The sequence below is a fragment of the Pandoraea pneumonica genome, assembly GCF_902459645.1.
GTDB classification, from domain to species: domain Bacteria; phylum Pseudomonadota; class Gammaproteobacteria; order Burkholderiales; family Burkholderiaceae; genus Pandoraea; species Pandoraea pneumonica.
The window spans coordinates 1,326,313-1,341,839 of sequence record NZ_CABPSK010000002.1 but is presented as its reverse complement, the minus strand read 5'-3'; the positions used below and the strand labels follow the sequence as shown (position 1 = coordinate 1,341,839).

Here is a 15,527-nt window from a genome sequence, read left to right as displayed (position 1 = left end):
TCGTCCTAACCTGTAAATTAATCGGATTACCGCAATCGATAGATTTTGTTTTTTATAGCACAATCGAGCGGCCATTGCCCGTTTTCAGGCGACGCCCGATCGTGGGCACACCATGGATCACGATGCGCAACCCGTCGAATTCACCGCAGATTGCGCCGCCCGTGCCCGCTCAGGCTTTCAAATAGTCCTCGCGAGCGCCGAGCCAACGCTCCAAATGGGCCGCGACCGCGCCAGGATGCGACGCCAGCAGTTGTTCCGCCGCTTCCTGCGCGCCGGGAATCATCCAGCCGTCCTCGTTCAGATCGACAAAGCGCAGCATCGCCGCGCCAGACTGCCGAGCGCCGAGAAACTCGCCCGGGCCGCGAATTTCAAGGTCGCGACGGGCGATGACGAAGCCGTCGGTCGTTTCCCGCATCGTTTGCAGGCGCGCCTTGGCCCCCATCGACAGCGGCGACGCGTACATCAGCAAGCACACCGATTCGGCCGAGCCGCGCCCCACTCGCCCACGCAACTGGTGCAACTGTGCAAGGCCGAAACGCTCCGCGTGCTCGATCACCATGAGCGACGCATTGGGCACGTCAACGCCCACTTCGATCACAGTCGTGGCGACGAGCAGATGCGTGTCGCCGCGCGTGAAGTCGTCCATGACGGCGGCCTTCTCCGCGGGTGCTAGGCGGCCATGCACCAGCCCCACGCGCAACTCGGGCAACGCCGCGACCAGTTGCGCATGCGTGTCGACGGCGGTCTGCAATTGCAGCGCCTCGCTTTCCTCGATGAGCGGACACACCCAGTAGACCTGACGCCCCGCCAGCGCCGCCGCGCGCACGCGATCGACCACTTCGGCGCGGCGCGTGTCGCTGATCAGCTTCGTCACCACAGGGCTGCGCCCCGGCGGTAACTCGTCGATGACGGAGACGTCGAGATCGGCGTAGTACGTCATGGCGAGCGTGCGCGGAATCGGCGTCGCACTCATCATCAGTTGGTGCGGCATGGCGTTTGCACCCATGCCTGCGGTCGCCATCTTGCTGCGCAATGCCAGACGCTGTGCCACGCCGAAGCGGTGCTGCTCGTCGACCACCGCCATGCCGAGACGGGCGAAGGTCACCGTGTCCTGAATGATCGCGTGCGTGCCGATGACAAGCTGTGCTTCGCCGCTCGCCACGCGTGCGAGCGCTTCGCGCTTTTCCTTCGCCTTCATGCTGCCCGCGAGCCACGCGACTTCCACGCCCAACGGGGTGAGCCATGCGGAAAGCTTGCGTAGATGCTGCTCGGCGAGAATTTCCGTCGGGGCCATGATGGCGGCCTGAAAGCCCGCGTCGATGGCCTGCGTCGCGGCGAGCGCCGCAATGATGGTCTTGCCGCTGCCCACATCGCCTTGCAACAGACGCTGCATCGGATGCGGCTCGGCTAAATCGGCACGAATCTCGGCCCACACGCGCTGCTGGGCGCCCGTCAGCTTGAACGGCAGCGCCGCTTCGAATCGCTCGAGCAGTCCGCCGGGGACGTGCTTACCGAGCGACGGCGCGGCCAGACGTCGGCGTGCCGCCTGCGCCCGCTTGAGCGAGAGTTGTTGCGCCAGCAGTTCTTCGCACTTGATCCGCAGCCATGCGGGGTGCGAACGCTCCATGAGCGAGGTTTCGGAAACTTTGGGGGGCGGTGCGTGCAGCAGCCGTACGGCGTCGGCCAACGGCGGCAGCGGATGGTCCGGACCAATGGCCGCTTGCAGCAATCCAGGCGGCAGCAGTTCGGGGAGCGGCGTGCGCTCCATGGCGTTGTGGATGGCTTTGCGCAGATACGCTTGCGACAACCCGGCGGCGCTTGGATAGACCGGCGTGAGCGCTTCAGGCAGCGGTTGCGAGGCATCGGACACCACGCGATACGCCGGATGCACCATCTCCAGCCCGAAGAAACCGCCACGCACTTCGCCGCGCACGCGCACTCGGGTTCCCACAGAGAGTTGTTTTTGCTGACTGCCGTAGAAATTCAGAAAACGCAGCACTAATTCGTGCCCTTCGTCTTCGATGCGTACCAGCCATTGGCGGCGCGGACGGTAGGCGACTTCGCTAGACGTGACCGTGCCTTCGACCTGCGCCAACTCGCTGGGGAGCACATCGCCGATCTTGCTCAGGCGTGTCTCGTCCTCGTAGCGCATCGGCAGATGCAGGATCAGATCGATGTCACGTTTGAGACCGAGCTTGGCGAGCTTATCCGCGCTGCCTTTGCGGGCGGCGCTGCTGCCCGGGGCGGGCTTTTCGGCAGGCTTTTTGGCGGATTTTCCGTTGACTGCGGCACCGTTGGCGCTGTCGTCTGCGCTGTCATTGGCGGACTTCGCAGCTTTCGCTTTTGCACCACGCTTGGTGGCTGCCTTCGGCTTTGCTGGCACCTTGCCCCGGCGTGCGGCCCCGGTCTCCCCGGGTGCACTTTCGGCAGCATCGGCGAGATCCACAAGGTCGGCAGCAGGCGCTGGGGCGGGCATTCGGCGTTCGGTCATGCAGTCGCGGCGTCAGGGGTTGATCCCCGGGTGCACGCCATATCGGCAAGGCACCCGACGAACCAAGTAAAATGTCGGTTGCTACGCATTGTAAACGCTGATGTATACCCTTTCCGATTTCGATTTCGACCTGCCGCCCGAACTGATCGCGCAGACCGCGCTCGCCGAGCGCACCGCCAGCCGCTTGCTGGAGGTCGACGGCAGCGTCACGCCGCCCCATCTCTACGATCGCCGTTTCGCCGACCTGCCCGGTCTGCTGGCACCCGGCGATTTGCTCGTGTTCAACGACACTCGCGTCATCAAGGCGCGCCTGTTCGGCCAGAAGGCCAGCGGCGGCAAGATCGAAGTCCTCGTCGAGCGCGTGATCGACAGCACCACGGTGCTCGCCCAGATCCGCGCGAGCAAGAGCCCGGGGCCGGGCACGGTGCTGCGGCTGGCCGATGCCTTCGAAGTCACCGTCGGCGAGCGCGTCGATCCGTTCTACACGCTGCACTTCCCGAGCGACTGCTATCCCTTGCTGGAAACCTACGGGCGTCTGCCGCTGCCGCCGTATATCGCCCATGAAGCCGATGCGGGCGACGAGACGCGCTATCAGACCGTCTACGCCCGCAACCCCGGTGCCGTGGCGGCCCCGACCGCTGGGCTGCACTTCGACGACGGGCTCTTCGCACGACTCGATGCCCTCGGTGTGCAGCGCGCGACGCTCACGCTGCATGTGGGCGCCGGTACGTTCCAGCCCGTGCGCGTGGAAAAGCTCGACGAACACAAGATGCACTCGGAGTGGTACGAAATCACCCCCGAACTGGTCGAGGCTATCGCCGCCACGCGCGCACGCGGCGGCCGCGTGATCGCCGTGGGCACGACGTCGATGCGGGCGCTCGAATCGGCCGCGCAGGCGGCGCTGGCAGCGGGTGGCGAACCCGGCACGTTGCGTGCGGGCAGTACCGAGACCGATATCTTCATCACGCCGGGCTACCGCTTCCAACTGGTCGACCGCTTGATCACCAACTTCCACTTGCCCAAGTCGACGCTGCTCATGCTCGTGTCGGCGTTCTCGGGCATGGAGACGATCCGCGCGGCCTACCGTCACGCCATCGAGCAGCGTTACCGCTTCTTCAGCTATGGCGACGCGATGATTCTGTCGCGCGAAGAGATGCACGAAGCGCCGAAAGCGGCGGCTTGATGCATCGCTGGCTTGGCCGGCGCGGCTGGCTGGTGCCGTCGCACCGTCTCCGCTCCCGGCCAGCCGCCGTCTGTACGACACTTCTCTAACCGCCCCTGCCCGACCCGGTACAATAGCGCCCTGGCCGCGCATGGGGCGCGTGCCGCTTTATTCCGTCCTGTGCGGGCGCCGGCTTGTTTTGCCGGTGGTGCCGGGGCGCAAGACACATGCTCAAGTTCGAACTCATCACCACCGACGGCAATGCCCGTCGGGGGCGCGTCACGCTCAATCATGGCGTGGTCGAGACGCCCATCTTCATGCCCGTGGGCACTTACGGCTCGGTCAAGGCGATGTCGCCTGTCGAGCTGGTCGAAAACAACGCCCAGATCATCCTCGGCAATACGTTCCACCTGTGGCTGCGCCCGGGGCTGGAAACCATTGCCGCGCACGGCGGACTGCACCGTTTCATGGGCTGGGACAAGCCGATCCTGACCGATTCTGGCGGTTTTCAGGTATTCAGCCTGGGCGAGTTGCGCAAGATCAGCGAAGAAGGCGTGAAATTCGCCTCGCCGGTCAACGGCGACCGCCTGTTCCTGTCGCCCGAAATCTCGATGCAGATCCAGCACGTGCTCAATTCGGACATCGTCATGCAGTTCGACGAATGCACGCCGTACGAGATCGACGGGCGTCCCGCGACGGAAACCGAGGCCGGACAATCGATGCGCATGTCGCTGCGCTGGGCCAAGCGCTCGATCGATGAATTCAACAAGCTCGAAAACCCGAACGCATTGTTCGGGATTGTGCAGGGCGGGATGTATGAGAACCTGCGCGACGAATCGCTTGCGGGGCTCTCGGAGCTGCCGTTCCACGGTTACGCCATTGGCGGGCTGTCGGTCGGCGAGCCGAAAGAAGACATGATGCGCGTGCTCAACCACGTCGCCCCGCGCTTGCCTGCGGACAAGCCGCACTACCTGATGGGCGTCGGTACGCCGGAAGATCTGGTAGCCGGCGTGGCGGCGGGTGTGGACATGTTCGATTGCGTCATGCCGACGCGTAACGCCCGTAACGGCTGGCTCTTCACGCGTTTTGGCGACCTGAAGATTCGCAACGCGTCGCACAAGACGGATACGCGCCCGTTGGACGAAACTTGCGGCTGTTACGCCTGTCGAAACTTTTCGCGCGCCTATCTGCACCACTTGCAGCGAGCCGGGGAGATTCTGGGCGCGCGGCTCAACACCATCCACAACCTGCATTACTATCTCACGCTGATGCAGGAAATCCGGGATGCCATCGAGGCCCACCGTTTCGACGCTTTCGTCGCCCAGTTCCGGGCCGATCGCGCGCGCGGCGTGCAGTGAAGGTGCGTGCCTGAAACTCAGGCACCGAATCCCCGGAGGAACGGGGTCGGGCGGTGGTAAAATGCCGGGCTTGGATCCTGCATCCTCGCACCGAAACACATGCCGCGCGTGACCGGGCAACCGGCCACACGCGGCTTTTACACGTCTTACACATAAGGAGAACCGAACGTGCTGATTTCCGAAGCCTTCGCTCAGACGGCTGGCGCCGCTAGCTCGACCAGCAACCTGATGAGCTTCCTGCCGCTCGTGCTGATGTTCGTGGTGCTGTACTTCATCATGATCCGTCCGCAAATGAAGCGTCAGAAAGAAACCCGCAACATGCTGGCTGCGCTCGCCAAGGGCGACGAAGTCGTGACCTCGGGTGGCCTCGCTGGCCGTATCTCGAAGGTCGGTGAAACCTTCGTGACCGTTGAAATCGCCGAGAACGTCGAGATCAACGTGCAGAAGGGCGCGATCACGACCCTGCTGCCGAAGGGCACCATCAAGGCGCTCTGATCCTTCGCGCAACCGCACGCGGCCGCCGTATCTGGCGGCCGCAGCGTTTGGCGGCATCTCTGCCCTCGGGGCAACGGGTGCCGCCATGCGCCTGGTCTGAAGCACGGTTTGCCACGAGGCATCACCCTAGCCCGCCGCTATGAATCGCTATCCTCTCTGGAAATACATCATCATTCTGGTGGCGCTTGCCATCGGGGTGCTCTACACGCTGCCGAACCTGTTCGGTGAAACACCGGCGGTACAGATTTCCAGCGTCAAGGCGACCGTCAAGGTCGATCCCTCGACGCTCTCGCGCGCTGAAGACGCGCTCAAGGCACAGAACATCACCTATCAAGGTGCCGTGTTCGACAGCACGGGTAGCAACCCGAGCGTGCGTATTCGCTTCTCCGATACCGACACGCAGCTTCGTGCCAAAGATCTTCTCCAGTCGTCGCTGAACACCGATCCGACCGATCCGACCTATGTCGTCGCGCTCAACCTGCTCTCGGCTTCGCCGACCTGGCTGACCAAGATTCACGCGCTGCCGATGTACCTCGGTCTCGACCTGCGCGGTGGTGTGCACTTCCTGTTGCAAGTCGACATGGCCGGCGCCATCACGAAGCGCCTCGACGCTTCGGCTGCCGACGCCCGTTCCCTGCTGCGCGACAAGAACATTCGCCACAACGGTGTGACGCGCACGGATAGCGGTATCGAAGTCGCCTTCACGGATCAAGCCGATGCCGATCGTGCCCGTGGCGTGCTCGCCGATGGCCTGCCTGACCTCACCTACACCACGCAAGCTGGCCCGAACGGCACGTTCAAGGTCGTGGGTGCGTTCACCGAAGCCGCGCGCCGCGCGGTGCAGGACAACGCCGTCAAGCAGAACATCGTCACGCTGCATAACCGCGTGAACGAACTCGGCGTGGCCGAACCGGTGATTCAGCAAGAAGGTCCGGACCGCATCGTGGTTCAGTTGCCGGGCGTGCAAGACACGGCCAAGGCAAAGGACATCATCGGTCGTACGGCAACGCTCGAAGCCCGCCTGGCTGACCCGGACGCACCGCGTATCGTGTCGGCCGACACGCCGGTGCCGCCGCAGGACGAACTGTTCCTGCACGGCAATGGCGCGCCGGTGCTGCTCAAGCGTTCGGTGATCTTCAGCGGCGATCGCATCACGAGCGCCGCCGCCGGTTTCGACGATCACCAGCAACCGTCGGTGAACATCAAGCTCGACGCCGCAGGCGGACGCGTGTTGCGCGATGTCTCGCGCGACAACATCGGCAAGCCGATGGCGATCGTGCTGTTCGAAAAGGGCAAGGGCGAAGTGCTGACGGTGGCGAACATCCGCAGCGAACTGGGCCAGAGCTTCCAGATCACCGGCATGGGCTCGGCACAGGGTGCTAACGATCTGGCGCTGCTGCTGCGCGCCGGTTCGCTGGCTGCGCCGATGGAAATCATCGAAGAACGCACGATCGGCCCGAGCCTCGGTGCCGACAACGTGCAAAAGGGTGTGGACTCGGTGATGTACGGCCTGATCGCCATCGCCCTGTTCATGATGATGTACTACATGCTGTTCGGCGTGTTCTCGGTGATCGCTCTGCTGTTCAACCTGTTGCTGCTCGTGGCCATGCTCTCGTTGATGCAAGCCACGTTGACGCTGCCGGGTATCGCCGCTATCGCGCTCACGCTCGGTATGGCCATCGACGCGAACGTGCTGATCAACGAGCGTATTCGTGAAGAACTGCGGGCCGGCGCTTCGGCGCAAAAGGCCATCTCGCTGGGCTTCGAACATGCTTGGGCCACGATTCTGGACTCGAACGTGACCACGCTGATCGCCGGTCTGGCGCTGCTGGCCTTCGGTTCGGGCCCGGTGCGCGCGTTTGCCGTGGTGCACTGCCTGGGTATCCTGACCTCGATGTTCTCTGCCGTGTTCTTCTCGCGCGGCCTGGTCAACCTGTGGTACGGCGGCCGTCGCAAGCTTAAGTCGCTGGCGATCGGTCAAGTCTGGCGCCCGGACGGTGCGAAGAACGCACCCGACGCAGGCGAGCAATAACCGCAGGCGCGAGAGGAAACAGTCATGGAATTTTTCCGCATCAAGAAAGACGTGCCGTTCATGCGGCACGCCCTGATCTTCAACATCATCTCGGCGCTCACGTTCGTGGCGGCGGTGTTCTTCTTGGCGACGCGCGGTTTGCATATGTCGATCGAGTTCACCGGCGGGACGGTCATGGAAGTGGCTTACACGCAGGCAGCCGATCTCGAGAAGATTCGCGGCGAAGTCGGCAAGCTGGGCTATCGCGACGTGCAGGTGCAGAGCTTCGGCACCTCGCGCGACGTGATGATCCGTCTGCCGATTCAGAACGGCCCGGACGGCAAGCAAATCACCAGCGCGCAGCAAAGCGACGCCGTGATGGGCGCCTTGAAGGCCGACACGCCTGACGTGCAGCTTCGCCGCGTGGAATTCGTCGGCCCGCAGATCGGCCACGAGCTCTTCACCGACGGGTTGCTGGCGCTCACGTTCGTGGTGGTGGGCATCATCATTTACCTGTCGTTCCGCTTCGAATGGAAATTCGCAGTGGCCGGCGTGATCGCCAACTTGCACGACGTGGTGATCATTCTGGGCTTCTTCGCGTACTTCCAGTGGGAGTTCTCACTGGCGGTGCTTGCGGGGGTGCTGGCAGTGCTGGGCTACTCGGTGAACGAGTCGGTCGTTATCTTCGACCGGATTCGCGAGACCTTCCGCAAGATGCGCAAGGCCACCGTGCAGGAGGTGATCGACCACGCGATTACGACGACCATGTCGCGTACGATCATCACCCACGCCAGCACGGAAATGATGGTGCTCTCGATGTTCTTCTTCGGTGGCCAGACGCTGCACTACTTCGCACTGGCACTGACCGTGGGTATTCTGTTCGGTATCTACTCGTCGGTGTTCGTGGCAGCTGCATTGGCGATGTGGTTCGGCGTGAAGCGCGAAGACCTCATCAAGCACAGCGGCAAGGACGAAGAAGACGGCGTCGACCGCAACGATCCGAACTTCGGTGCACGTGTCTGATCGACACGCGATGCGTTAGCAGTCAGTCAAAAAACCGCCGGCATGTCCGGCGGTTTTTTTCCATTATTCACGCCTTTCTCCGCCATGAAACCGATCCGCATCTGGGACCTGCCCACCCGTTTGTTCCACTGGTCGTTCGTCGTGCTGGCGCTCACCGCCTATGTCACCGCGAAGACCGGCGGCAACGCGATGATCTATCACTTCTGGTGCGGCTACGCGATTCTCGCGCTGCTGATGTTCCGCTTGGTTTGGGGGCTCGTGGGGCCGCGCTACGCACGTTTTTGCGACTTCATGACCGGCCCGCGTACGTTTTTCAAATCGCTGCGCGCGCCCGACACCACTGATGCCCGCTTCGCCGGTCACACGCCGTTGGGCGGACTCTCGGTCATCGCCATGCTGCTGTTCTTTGGCATTCAGGCAGTGCTCGGGCTCTTCTCGAACGACGACATCTTCAACGACGGCCCGCTCGTCAAATTCATCGATAAGGATTTGAGCGACTGGCTGACCGGCTGGCATCAACGCAACCAGTGGGTGCTCGTCGCGTTGGTGGTGTTGCACGTGGTGGCGATTGTCTACTATCGCGTGCGCCGTAAGAAGGACCTGATTACGCCGATGATCGTCGGCGACAAGCCGCTCGCGACGCCCACGCCGCCCGCGCGCGACGACTGGCGCGTGCGCGCCGGCGCACTGGTGCTGATCGTGCTGGCGTCGGCGGTGGTGTATCGCATCGTGCATCTCACGCCGGCCGTCGCTTCGCTGCCGTCGTACTGATTTCGGACGCGCATCGAGCAAGCGCCGACAAGCGCCCTCGCGAGACAAAAAAAGACCGGTGCCCTTTCGGGGACCGGTCTTTTTCATGGGAGGTCCGCCATGGCGAAAGCCTCCTCACCGACGCAATGAATCGACTTACTTCGCGCGGAAGTTGTCGTGGCAGCTCTTGCAGGTCTGTGCGGCGTCGCCGAAGGCCTTCTTGATCGATGCCAGATCGCCGCCCTTGGCCACCGTGTTGAGCTGCGCCACGGCCGTTTCCATCTTCTCCTGCGCTTGCTGGAACTTCACCTTGTCGGTGAAGACTTCCGGCTTTGCCTTGCTCTTAGCGGTCGTCTGACCGCCTTCGAACGCGGGCCACGGCAGCTTCGAGAGCGTGGCGACGAGTTCGGCGTTCTTGGCCACGTCGTCCTTGTTGAACGGCGCGTCGCCCTTGACGACCGCACCGATGCGGCCGAAGTGGTTACCGAGCAGGAACAGGGCCGACTGGCGGTACTCCACGGCGTCTTCCGGCTTGGCGAATTGCGCGTGCGAAAGTGCCGGGACCAGCGCTGCGGCGAGAGTAGCGAGTGCAAGGGCGAGCTTCATTTGCGGGGATTCTCCTTATGAATTGTCCGGCTATGATACACAAGCTACTCAGTACCCCGTATGACACGCAAAAAGGGCCGCATCAGCGGCCCTTTTCATTTACAGCGGTACGGCTTAGCGTCAGACGCGCTTGGCGAGCGACTCGGCAATACCGATGTAGTTCGCCGGCGTCATTTCCAGCAGACGCGCCTTCGCATCTTCCGGAATCGCCAGTTGCTTGATGAACGTTTGCAGCGCTTCGCGGGTAATGCCCTTGCCGCGCGTGAGTTCCTTGAGTTGCTCGTACGGGTTGGGCACACCGAAGCGGCGCATCACCGTCTGCACCGGCTCGGCCAGCACTTCCCACGTGTTGTCCAGATCTTCGTCCAGACGCTGCGGGTTGACTTCGAGCTTGCCCAGACCGCGCAGGCACGAGTCGTACGCGAGCAGGCTGTAGCCGAATGCCACGCCGATGTTACGCAGCACGGTCGAGTCGGTCAGGTCGCGCTGCCAGCGCGAGACCGGCAGCTTGTCGGCCAGATGGCGCAGCACGGCGTTAGCCAGGCCCAAGTTGCCTTCCGAGTTCTCGAAATCGATCGGGTTGACCTTGTGCGGCATGGTCGACGAGCCAATTTCACCGGCCTTCGTCTTCTGCTTGAAGTAGCCGACCGAAATGTAGCCCCACACGTCGCGGTTCAGGTCGAGCAGGATCGTATTGGCACGGGCCACGGCGTCGAACAACTCGGCCATGTAGTCGTGCGGTTCGATCTGGATCGTGTACGGGTTGAACGTCAGGCCCAGACGCTGTTCGATGACGGTCTTCGAGAACGTCTCCCAGTCGTATTCCGGGTAAGCCGACAGGTGCGCGTTGTAGTTGCCCACAGCGCCGTTCATCTTGGCAAGCAGCTCGACGCGACGCACGCGCTCCAGGGCGCGGGCCAGACGCACGGCCACGTTGGCGATTTCCTTACCCAGCGTGGTCGGCGAAGCCGGCTGACCGTGGGTGCGCGAGAGCATCGGCTGCGACGCGTGTTCGCGGGCCAGTTCGCTCAGCTTGGCGACCAGCGATTCGAGCGCTGGCACGATCACCTTGTCGCGCGCGCCCTTGATCATCAGGCCGTGCGAGGTGTTGTTGATGTCTTCCGACGTGCAGGCGAAGTGGATGAATTCGCTGGCCTTCTCGAGCTCGGCCTGACCCTGCACTTTCTCTTTGAGCCAGTACTCGACGGCTTTCACGTCGTGGTTGGTGACCTTCTCGATGTCTTTGATGCGCTGGGCATCGGCGTTCGAGAAGTTAGCCGCCAGATCCAGAAGGAATTTCTCTGCGTCGGCCGAGAACGGCGCGATCTCGGCGAAACCGGCCTTCGACAAAGCGATCAGCCAGTGGATTTCGACCGTCACGCGATGGCGCATGAAAGCGGCTTCGGACAGCCACGGACGCAGCGCGTCGGTCTTGCTGGCATAGCGGCCGTCGAGCGGGGAAAGCGCGGTCAAGGGGGAGAATTCGTCGGACATGGCACTGGGCACCGAAAAAGAAAACCGGGGAGCCGGCGAGGCCTGCCGCAGCACTCGCGCGAGGCCGGACGTCCCTGTGGGGGGCCCGGAACACCGCGCAATACCGGCAAAACCTGACAAAGCGAAAACGCCAACTCGGAAAGGCCGACATTTTACCATTGCCGGCCCCCTCCACGCCCGATCCGGTGTCAGGCCGCCGCCGGGGCGTGCCCTTGCCGCCCGGCACCGCCCATCCGGGGCATTACGCGGTGCCCCGGGCCGCACGTTATACTCTGCGGCGCTATTGCGATTTATCAAGGATCCACATGAAGTTGATTGGTGCCCTCGCCAGCCCCTACGTTCGAAAAGTCCGCATCGTGCTTGCGGAAAAGAAGCTCGACTACAAGCTCGAACTCGAGAACGTGTGGGCCGACGACAGCCGCATCCAGCAGTCCAACCCGCTCGCCAAGGTGCCCTGCCTGGTGATGGAGGACGGCGAAGCCGTTTTCGACTCGCGGGTGATCTGCGAGTATCTCGACACCCTGTCGCCGGTGGGCAAGCTCATTCCGCCCCTGGGTCGTGAACGTGCCGAAGTGCGGGTTTGGGAAGCGCTCGCCGACGGTGTGACCGACGCCGCCGTGCAGATTCGCGTGGAGATGATGTTCCACGACGAAGCGGCACGCTCGCAGGCCCTCATCGACCGTCAGCGCAGCAAGATCAACGAGGCGCTGCTCGCCATGTCGCAAGGGCTCGAAGAGCGTCAGTGGTGCGCGAGCAATCGCCTGACGCTGGCCGACGTGGCCGTCGTCTGTGCGCTGGGGTATCTCGACTTCCGTTTCGCGGACATCGACTGGCGTAGCGCACACCCCAATCTCGCCCGCCATTTCGAGCGCATGTCGGCTCGCCCGTCTGTCGCCGACACGGTCCCGGTGGTCTGAGCGGCATTGATCGGCGCGTCATGGCGACCGGCGAGTCTGGCTCGCTGGCATGACGACAGCCGGTTGATCGCGGCCCATCGTGGGCGCGGTCCGCTTTGACGGGCTGCGCGTCACCAGGGCGCCAAGCCCCCGCAAAATCTGCCACGCCCGCACATCGCCGCTCTCACGGCTTCCATGGCCATCGCGCCGATCGCGCGGCAGCGCCCGAACCTTAGCCACATCGGTGGGCGTCGCGGCGGTAGCGCTTGGCGAAGCAGGCGCAACGACGGTTTCCGTGTTTTTCGACGGCATGACCGTCAGCCGCGAATACCCCGCCATCACTTTGCGCACGTAATCCTGTGTTTCGCGAAACGGCGGCACTTGCCGCCCGTAACGCAGCACCGCGCCCTCCCCTGCGTTGTACGCCGCCAGCGCCAGCGACAAATCCCCGTCGAAGCGGGTGAGCAACCATTGCAAGTAGGACGCCCCGGCCCGCAAATTCTCGGCCGGGTCTTCCAGACGTCGAAACCCGAAGCGCGCCCCGGTCTGCGGCCGCACCTGCATCAAACCTATGGCCCCCTTGGGCGAGACCGCGAGTGCGTCGTAGCCCGACTCCACGCTGACCATCGCATGCAGCAGCGCCGCGTCGAGCGAATAGTCGCGCGCGGTCGTTTGAACCAGCGTGTCGAACGGTAATGACGGCGAAGGTGCGGGCGCAATCGCGTTGAGTTGTTGATTTGTCGTGCCAGTGGATGCGGGCGCTGGGTCGGCAGTGAATATCGGCGAAGGCACCGGCGACGAAACAGGCGACGGCACCGTCGATGCCTTTGACGGTGCTTTCCGCTCAGGGACCTCGACTCCGGCATCGGTCATGCGCGGATGCAGCGGCAGTGCGATGTCCGTCTGCGCGCTCGCCGCGACCGCTGGTGCGCACACGAGCGCGAGGGCAATCCAAGCGCCGAGCGTCGATATTCTCATCGCCGCCCACGCTCGTCCGGGCGCTTCTCCTTGTCCGCCTGTGCACCCTCGGCGTCCTGCGCTTCGTAAGGCAAATCGAGGGCCAAGCGCAGTATCGACGCCACCACATCGAATAGATCCGCAGGAATGGGCGCATCGATATCGACTTCCGCCATCAGCCGCCGTGCCACCGGAATGTGCTCGACAACCGGAATACCCTCGCGCTCAGCGAGTGCAACGATGGTGCGCGCGCGTGCGTTGCGTCCCTTCTCGATGACACAAGGCACCGGCGTCTCCCCCGCGACATAGCGCAGGCAGACGGCAAGCCGCGTCGGGTTACGCACGACCACGGTCGAGCGCTTCACGTTGTTGGCAAGACTGCCGCTCTCGATCGTCTCCCGATGAATTTCACGACGCTTGTGCTTGATTTCCGGATTGCCGTCGATCTCCTTGTATTCGCGCTTAATCTCGTCGTGCGACATCATCAGTTGCTTGTGCAAGTTGTATTTCTGAAAAGCAAAATCGAGCGCACCGAACACCACATAGGCGATGACGAGCGCCGACATCAGCCAGAACAGCAAGCGCGCCGTGAGCGTGAGCCCGCAATCCGCGCCGCACTGCGGCAGCACCGCGAGCGACGGCGTGTATTGGCGAATCAGATAGAAGAAAACCGTCCCCAGCACCGCGACCTTGAGCAGCGACTTCGCGAATTCGAAGAGCGACTGAAGCGAAAACAATTGCTTGGCCTTTGCCACGGGATCGATGCGCTCGTACTTCGGCGTGATCGCTTCGGGCGCCACCAGCGCGCCGATTTGCAGCACCATCACCAGCCAAGTGCATACGATCAGCACGACGGCCAGCCCGCCGCAAAAACGCAGGAGCAGCAACAGCGACGGCACCAACAGGCCACGCACCGCTTCGTCTACCGGGTCGCCAAGCACGAGCAGCATGCGCTGCACCAGCCCCATACACGCCACGTAAAGGGCCGGGCCTTCGAAGACGAGCCAGGCCAGCACGATGCCGAGTTGCGCGCAGACAGCCAGGTCGGCGCTCTTCGCGACGCGCCCCTTCTTGCGCTCGTCTTGAATCTTCTTCGGTGTGGGCGGTTGGTTCTTTTCGCTCATCGGCGCTCACCCTCCCCCTTGCGCAAGCGCCGCCACGACCCACGCTCTGAAGCCCTCCGGCAGTCGGTACCAATGGGCCAATGGCACCGCAATGGCAAACGGCAGGCTCGCCAGCGTGACGAGCAGCGCCATCGCACTCTTGACCGGCATAGCGAGGAAGAACACGTTGAGCTGCTGGGCGGCACGGTTGATGAAACCCATCGCCATGTCGACGAGCACCATCACCACCATGGCGGGCAGCGCGACCGCGACGCACATCGTTTGCATCGCCTGCCACAGCGTGAGCAGCCAAGGCACCCCCGCCTCTTGCCAATGCCAGGACGTGCCGACCGGCAGCGCGTCGTATGAGTCGTACAGCGCGCTTAGCACGGCGTGCGCGGCGGGGGTAATGAAGAACAGCACACACAGCATTTGCGTCAACGCGATGCCGAAGATCGACGACTGCGCGCCCATGAGCGGGTTGAGCACGCTCGCCATCGACGCGCCGCGAATGGTGTCGATCACGTACCCCGTCATATCAACCGCCCAGAACGGCAACGCGGCCGCAAACCCGAGCAACAGGCCGACGCTCAACTCCCCCAGGATCACCATGGCCCACGCGCCCCATTGCGGCGCGATGTCGGCCCCGGCGTGCACCATTGGCACGACCGGCAACGCGAGCGCCAACACGAGGGCATTGCGCAGCATCCCTGCGCCGAGCATGCCCGGCGAGAACACCGGCAACAGCATCGCAATGCCCAGCGGACGCAGCATCGCCACCGCCCACGCGAGCAGCCAGTCGTACAGGTCTGCCCAGTGGCGCGCGAACGCCGCGTCGTCCAAGGCGCCCACAGCGCCCAGCGCAGGGCCCAGCGAGGTCATGATCGACGACATAGGGGGCGGGCTCCGGTCATTGCATCCGGCTAATTTGCTCGAACGCGCTACCGGCATAGTTGAGCAACACGTTGCCCATCCAGCCATAGGTCACCACCAGCGTGATCGACACGGCAAGCAGCTTGATCAGAAACTGCACCGTCTGATCCTGCACTTGCGTGAGTGCCTGCACCAGCGACACGAACACACCGACCGCCGACGCCACAATGACCGTGGGCAACGACAGCAGCAGCGTGAGCCAGAGCATTTCGCTCGTGAACTTGACGACGATCGCTTCACTCATGTCG

14 protein-coding genes are annotated in these 15,527 nt (G+C 63.4%); 7 read left to right on the top strand and 7 right to left on the bottom strand.

Going from position 1 to position 15,527, the window contains the following annotated elements; genetic code table 11:
* Window positions 1–169 precede the first annotated feature (169 nt).
* Window positions 170–2,491, bottom strand: a complete 2,322-nt coding sequence (gene recG, locus PPN31114_RS15235; protein ID WP_150680282.1) for an ATP-dependent DNA helicase RecG — start codon at window positions 2,489–2,491, stop codon at window positions 170–172.
* Between the two features lie 100 nt (window positions 2,492–2,591).
* On the opposite strand from recG, the gene queA reads away from it, so the two are divergent.
* The 6 genes from queA to PPN31114_RS15205 all read left to right on the top strand — a co-directional run bounded on the left by queA (window position 2,592) and on the right by PPN31114_RS15205 (window position 9,311).
* Window positions 2,592–3,674, top strand: coding sequence for a tRNA preQ1(34) S-adenosylmethionine ribosyltransferase-isomerase QueA (queA, locus tag PPN31114_RS15230; RefSeq protein WP_150680281.1), 1,083 nt, complete (start codon window positions 2,592–2,594; stop codon window positions 3,672–3,674).
* A gap of 206 nt (window positions 3,675–3,880) precedes the next feature.
* Window positions 3,881–5,011 carry a tRNA guanosine(34) transglycosylase Tgt gene (gene tgt / locus PPN31114_RS15225; RefSeq protein WP_150680280.1) on the top strand — a complete coding sequence of 377 codons (1,131 nt, stop codon included), beginning with the start codon at window positions 3,881–3,883 and terminating at the stop codon, window positions 5,009–5,011.
* A 228-nt stretch (window positions 5,012–5,239) separates the two neighbouring features.
* Complete coding sequence (yajC, locus tag PPN31114_RS15220) at window positions 5,240–5,506, top strand: preprotein translocase subunit YajC (protein WP_233179920.1); 267 nt, start codon at window positions 5,240–5,242, stop codon at window positions 5,504–5,506.
* A 139-nt stretch (window positions 5,507–5,645) separates the two neighbouring features.
* Window positions 5,646–7,538 (top strand): protein translocase subunit SecD, encoded by a 1,893-nt coding sequence (secD, locus tag PPN31114_RS15215; RefSeq protein WP_150680279.1) that lies wholly within the window; start codon window positions 5,646–5,648, stop codon window positions 7,536–7,538.
* 24 nt (window positions 7,539–7,562) lie between these two features.
* The gene (secF, locus tag PPN31114_RS15210) at window positions 7,563–8,540 is read left to right on the top strand and encodes a protein translocase subunit SecF (protein ID WP_150680278.1); all 978 of its coding nucleotides are present in this window, start codon (window positions 7,563–7,565) and stop codon (window positions 8,538–8,540) included.
* Between the two features lie 84 nt (window positions 8,541–8,624).
* Window positions 8,625–9,311, top strand: coding sequence for a cytochrome b/b6 domain-containing protein (locus PPN31114_RS15205; protein WP_174988075.1), 687 nt, complete (start codon window positions 8,625–8,627; stop codon window positions 9,309–9,311).
* Window positions 9,312–9,446: 135 nt separating this feature from the next.
* On the opposite strand, the gene PPN31114_RS15200 is transcribed toward PPN31114_RS15205, so the two are convergent.
* Window positions 9,447–9,896, bottom strand: a complete 450-nt coding sequence (locus PPN31114_RS15200; RefSeq protein ID WP_150680276.1) for a c-type cytochrome — start codon at window positions 9,894–9,896, stop codon at window positions 9,447–9,449.
* Window positions 9,897–10,016: 120 nt separating this feature from the next.
* Window positions 10,017–11,390 (bottom strand): adenylosuccinate lyase, encoded by a 1,374-nt coding sequence (gene purB, locus PPN31114_RS15195; protein WP_150680275.1) that lies wholly within the window; start codon window positions 11,388–11,390, stop codon window positions 10,017–10,019.
* 305 nt (window positions 11,391–11,695) lie between these two features.
* On the opposite strand from purB, the gene PPN31114_RS15190 reads away from it, so the two are divergent.
* The gene (locus tag PPN31114_RS15190; RefSeq protein ID WP_150680274.1) at window positions 11,696–12,307 is read left to right on the top strand and encodes a glutathione S-transferase family protein; all 612 of its coding nucleotides are present in this window, start codon (window positions 11,696–11,698) and stop codon (window positions 12,305–12,307) included.
* Between the two features lie 18 nt (window positions 12,308–12,325).
* On the opposite strand, the gene PPN31114_RS15185 is transcribed toward PPN31114_RS15190, so the two are convergent.
* From PPN31114_RS15185 to sctS, 4 genes are read right to left on the bottom strand one after another with little or no spacing between them, the layout of a single operon-like run.
* Window positions 12,326–13,264 carry a lytic transglycosylase domain-containing protein gene (locus PPN31114_RS15185; RefSeq protein ID WP_246182552.1) on the bottom strand — a complete coding sequence of 313 codons (939 nt, stop codon included), beginning with the start codon at window positions 13,262–13,264 and terminating at the stop codon, window positions 12,326–12,328.
* Window positions 13,261–14,367 (bottom strand): EscU/YscU/HrcU family type III secretion system export apparatus switch protein, encoded by a 1,107-nt coding sequence (locus tag PPN31114_RS15180; protein WP_150680273.1) that lies wholly within the window; start codon window positions 14,365–14,367, stop codon window positions 13,261–13,263. The genes PPN31114_RS15185 and PPN31114_RS15180 overlap by 4 nt, the downstream gene beginning before the upstream one ends.
* Before the next feature lie 6 nt (window positions 14,368–14,373).
* A complete protein-coding gene (gene sctT / locus PPN31114_RS15175; RefSeq protein ID WP_246182551.1) occupies window positions 14,374–15,240 on the bottom strand; it encodes a type III secretion system export apparatus subunit SctT in 867 nt (288 codons plus the stop codon).
* Window positions 15,241–15,256: 16 nt separating this feature from the next.
* Window positions 15,257–15,523, bottom strand: coding sequence for a type III secretion system export apparatus subunit SctS (gene sctS, locus PPN31114_RS15170; RefSeq protein ID WP_150680272.1), 267 nt, complete (start codon window positions 15,521–15,523; stop codon window positions 15,257–15,259).
* Window positions 15,524–15,527 lie beyond the last annotated feature (4 nt).

Bases quoted from the DNA above. Each gene is read 5' to 3' on its own strand.
- recG (WP_150680282.1), bottom strand. From the start codon at position 2,491: ATGACCGAACGCCGAATGCCCGCCCCAGCGCCTGCTGCCGACCTTGTG.
- queA (WP_150680281.1), top strand. From the start codon at position 2,592: ATGTATACCCTTTCCGATTTCGATTTCGACCTGCCGCCCGAACTGATC.
- tgt (WP_150680280.1), top strand. From the start codon at position 3,881: ATGCTCAAGTTCGAACTCATCACCACCGACGGCAATGCCCGTCGGGGG.
- yajC (WP_233179920.1), top strand. From the start codon at position 5,240: ATGAGCTTCCTGCCGCTCGTGCTGATGTTCGTGGTGCTGTACTTCATC.
- secD (WP_150680279.1), top strand. From the start codon at position 5,646: ATGAATCGCTATCCTCTCTGGAAATACATCATCATTCTGGTGGCGCTT.
- secF (WP_150680278.1), top strand. From the start codon at position 7,563: ATGGAATTTTTCCGCATCAAGAAAGACGTGCCGTTCATGCGGCACGCC.
- PPN31114_RS15205 (WP_174988075.1), top strand. From the start codon at position 8,625: ATGAAACCGATCCGCATCTGGGACCTGCCCACCCGTTTGTTCCACTGG.
- PPN31114_RS15200 (WP_150680276.1), bottom strand. From the start codon at position 9,896: ATGAAGCTCGCCCTTGCACTCGCTACTCTCGCCGCAGCGCTGGTCCCG.
- purB (WP_150680275.1), bottom strand. From the start codon at position 11,390: ATGTCCGACGAATTCTCCCCCTTGACCGCGCTTTCCCCGCTCGACGGC.
- PPN31114_RS15190 (WP_150680274.1), top strand. From the start codon at position 11,696: ATGAAGTTGATTGGTGCCCTCGCCAGCCCCTACGTTCGAAAAGTCCGC.
- PPN31114_RS15185 (WP_246182552.1), bottom strand. From the start codon at position 13,264: ATGAGAATATCGACGCTCGGCGCTTGGATTGCCCTCGCGCTCGTGTGC.
- PPN31114_RS15180 (WP_150680273.1), bottom strand. From the start codon at position 14,367: ATGAGCGAAAAGAACCAACCGCCCACACCGAAGAAGATTCAAGACGAG.
- sctT (WP_246182551.1), bottom strand. From the start codon at position 15,240: ATGTCGTCGATCATGACCTCGCTGGGCCCTGCGCTGGGCGCTGTGGGC.
- sctS (WP_150680272.1), bottom strand. From the start codon at position 15,523: ATGAGTGAAGCGATCGTCGTCAAGTTCACGAGCGAAATGCTCTGGCTC.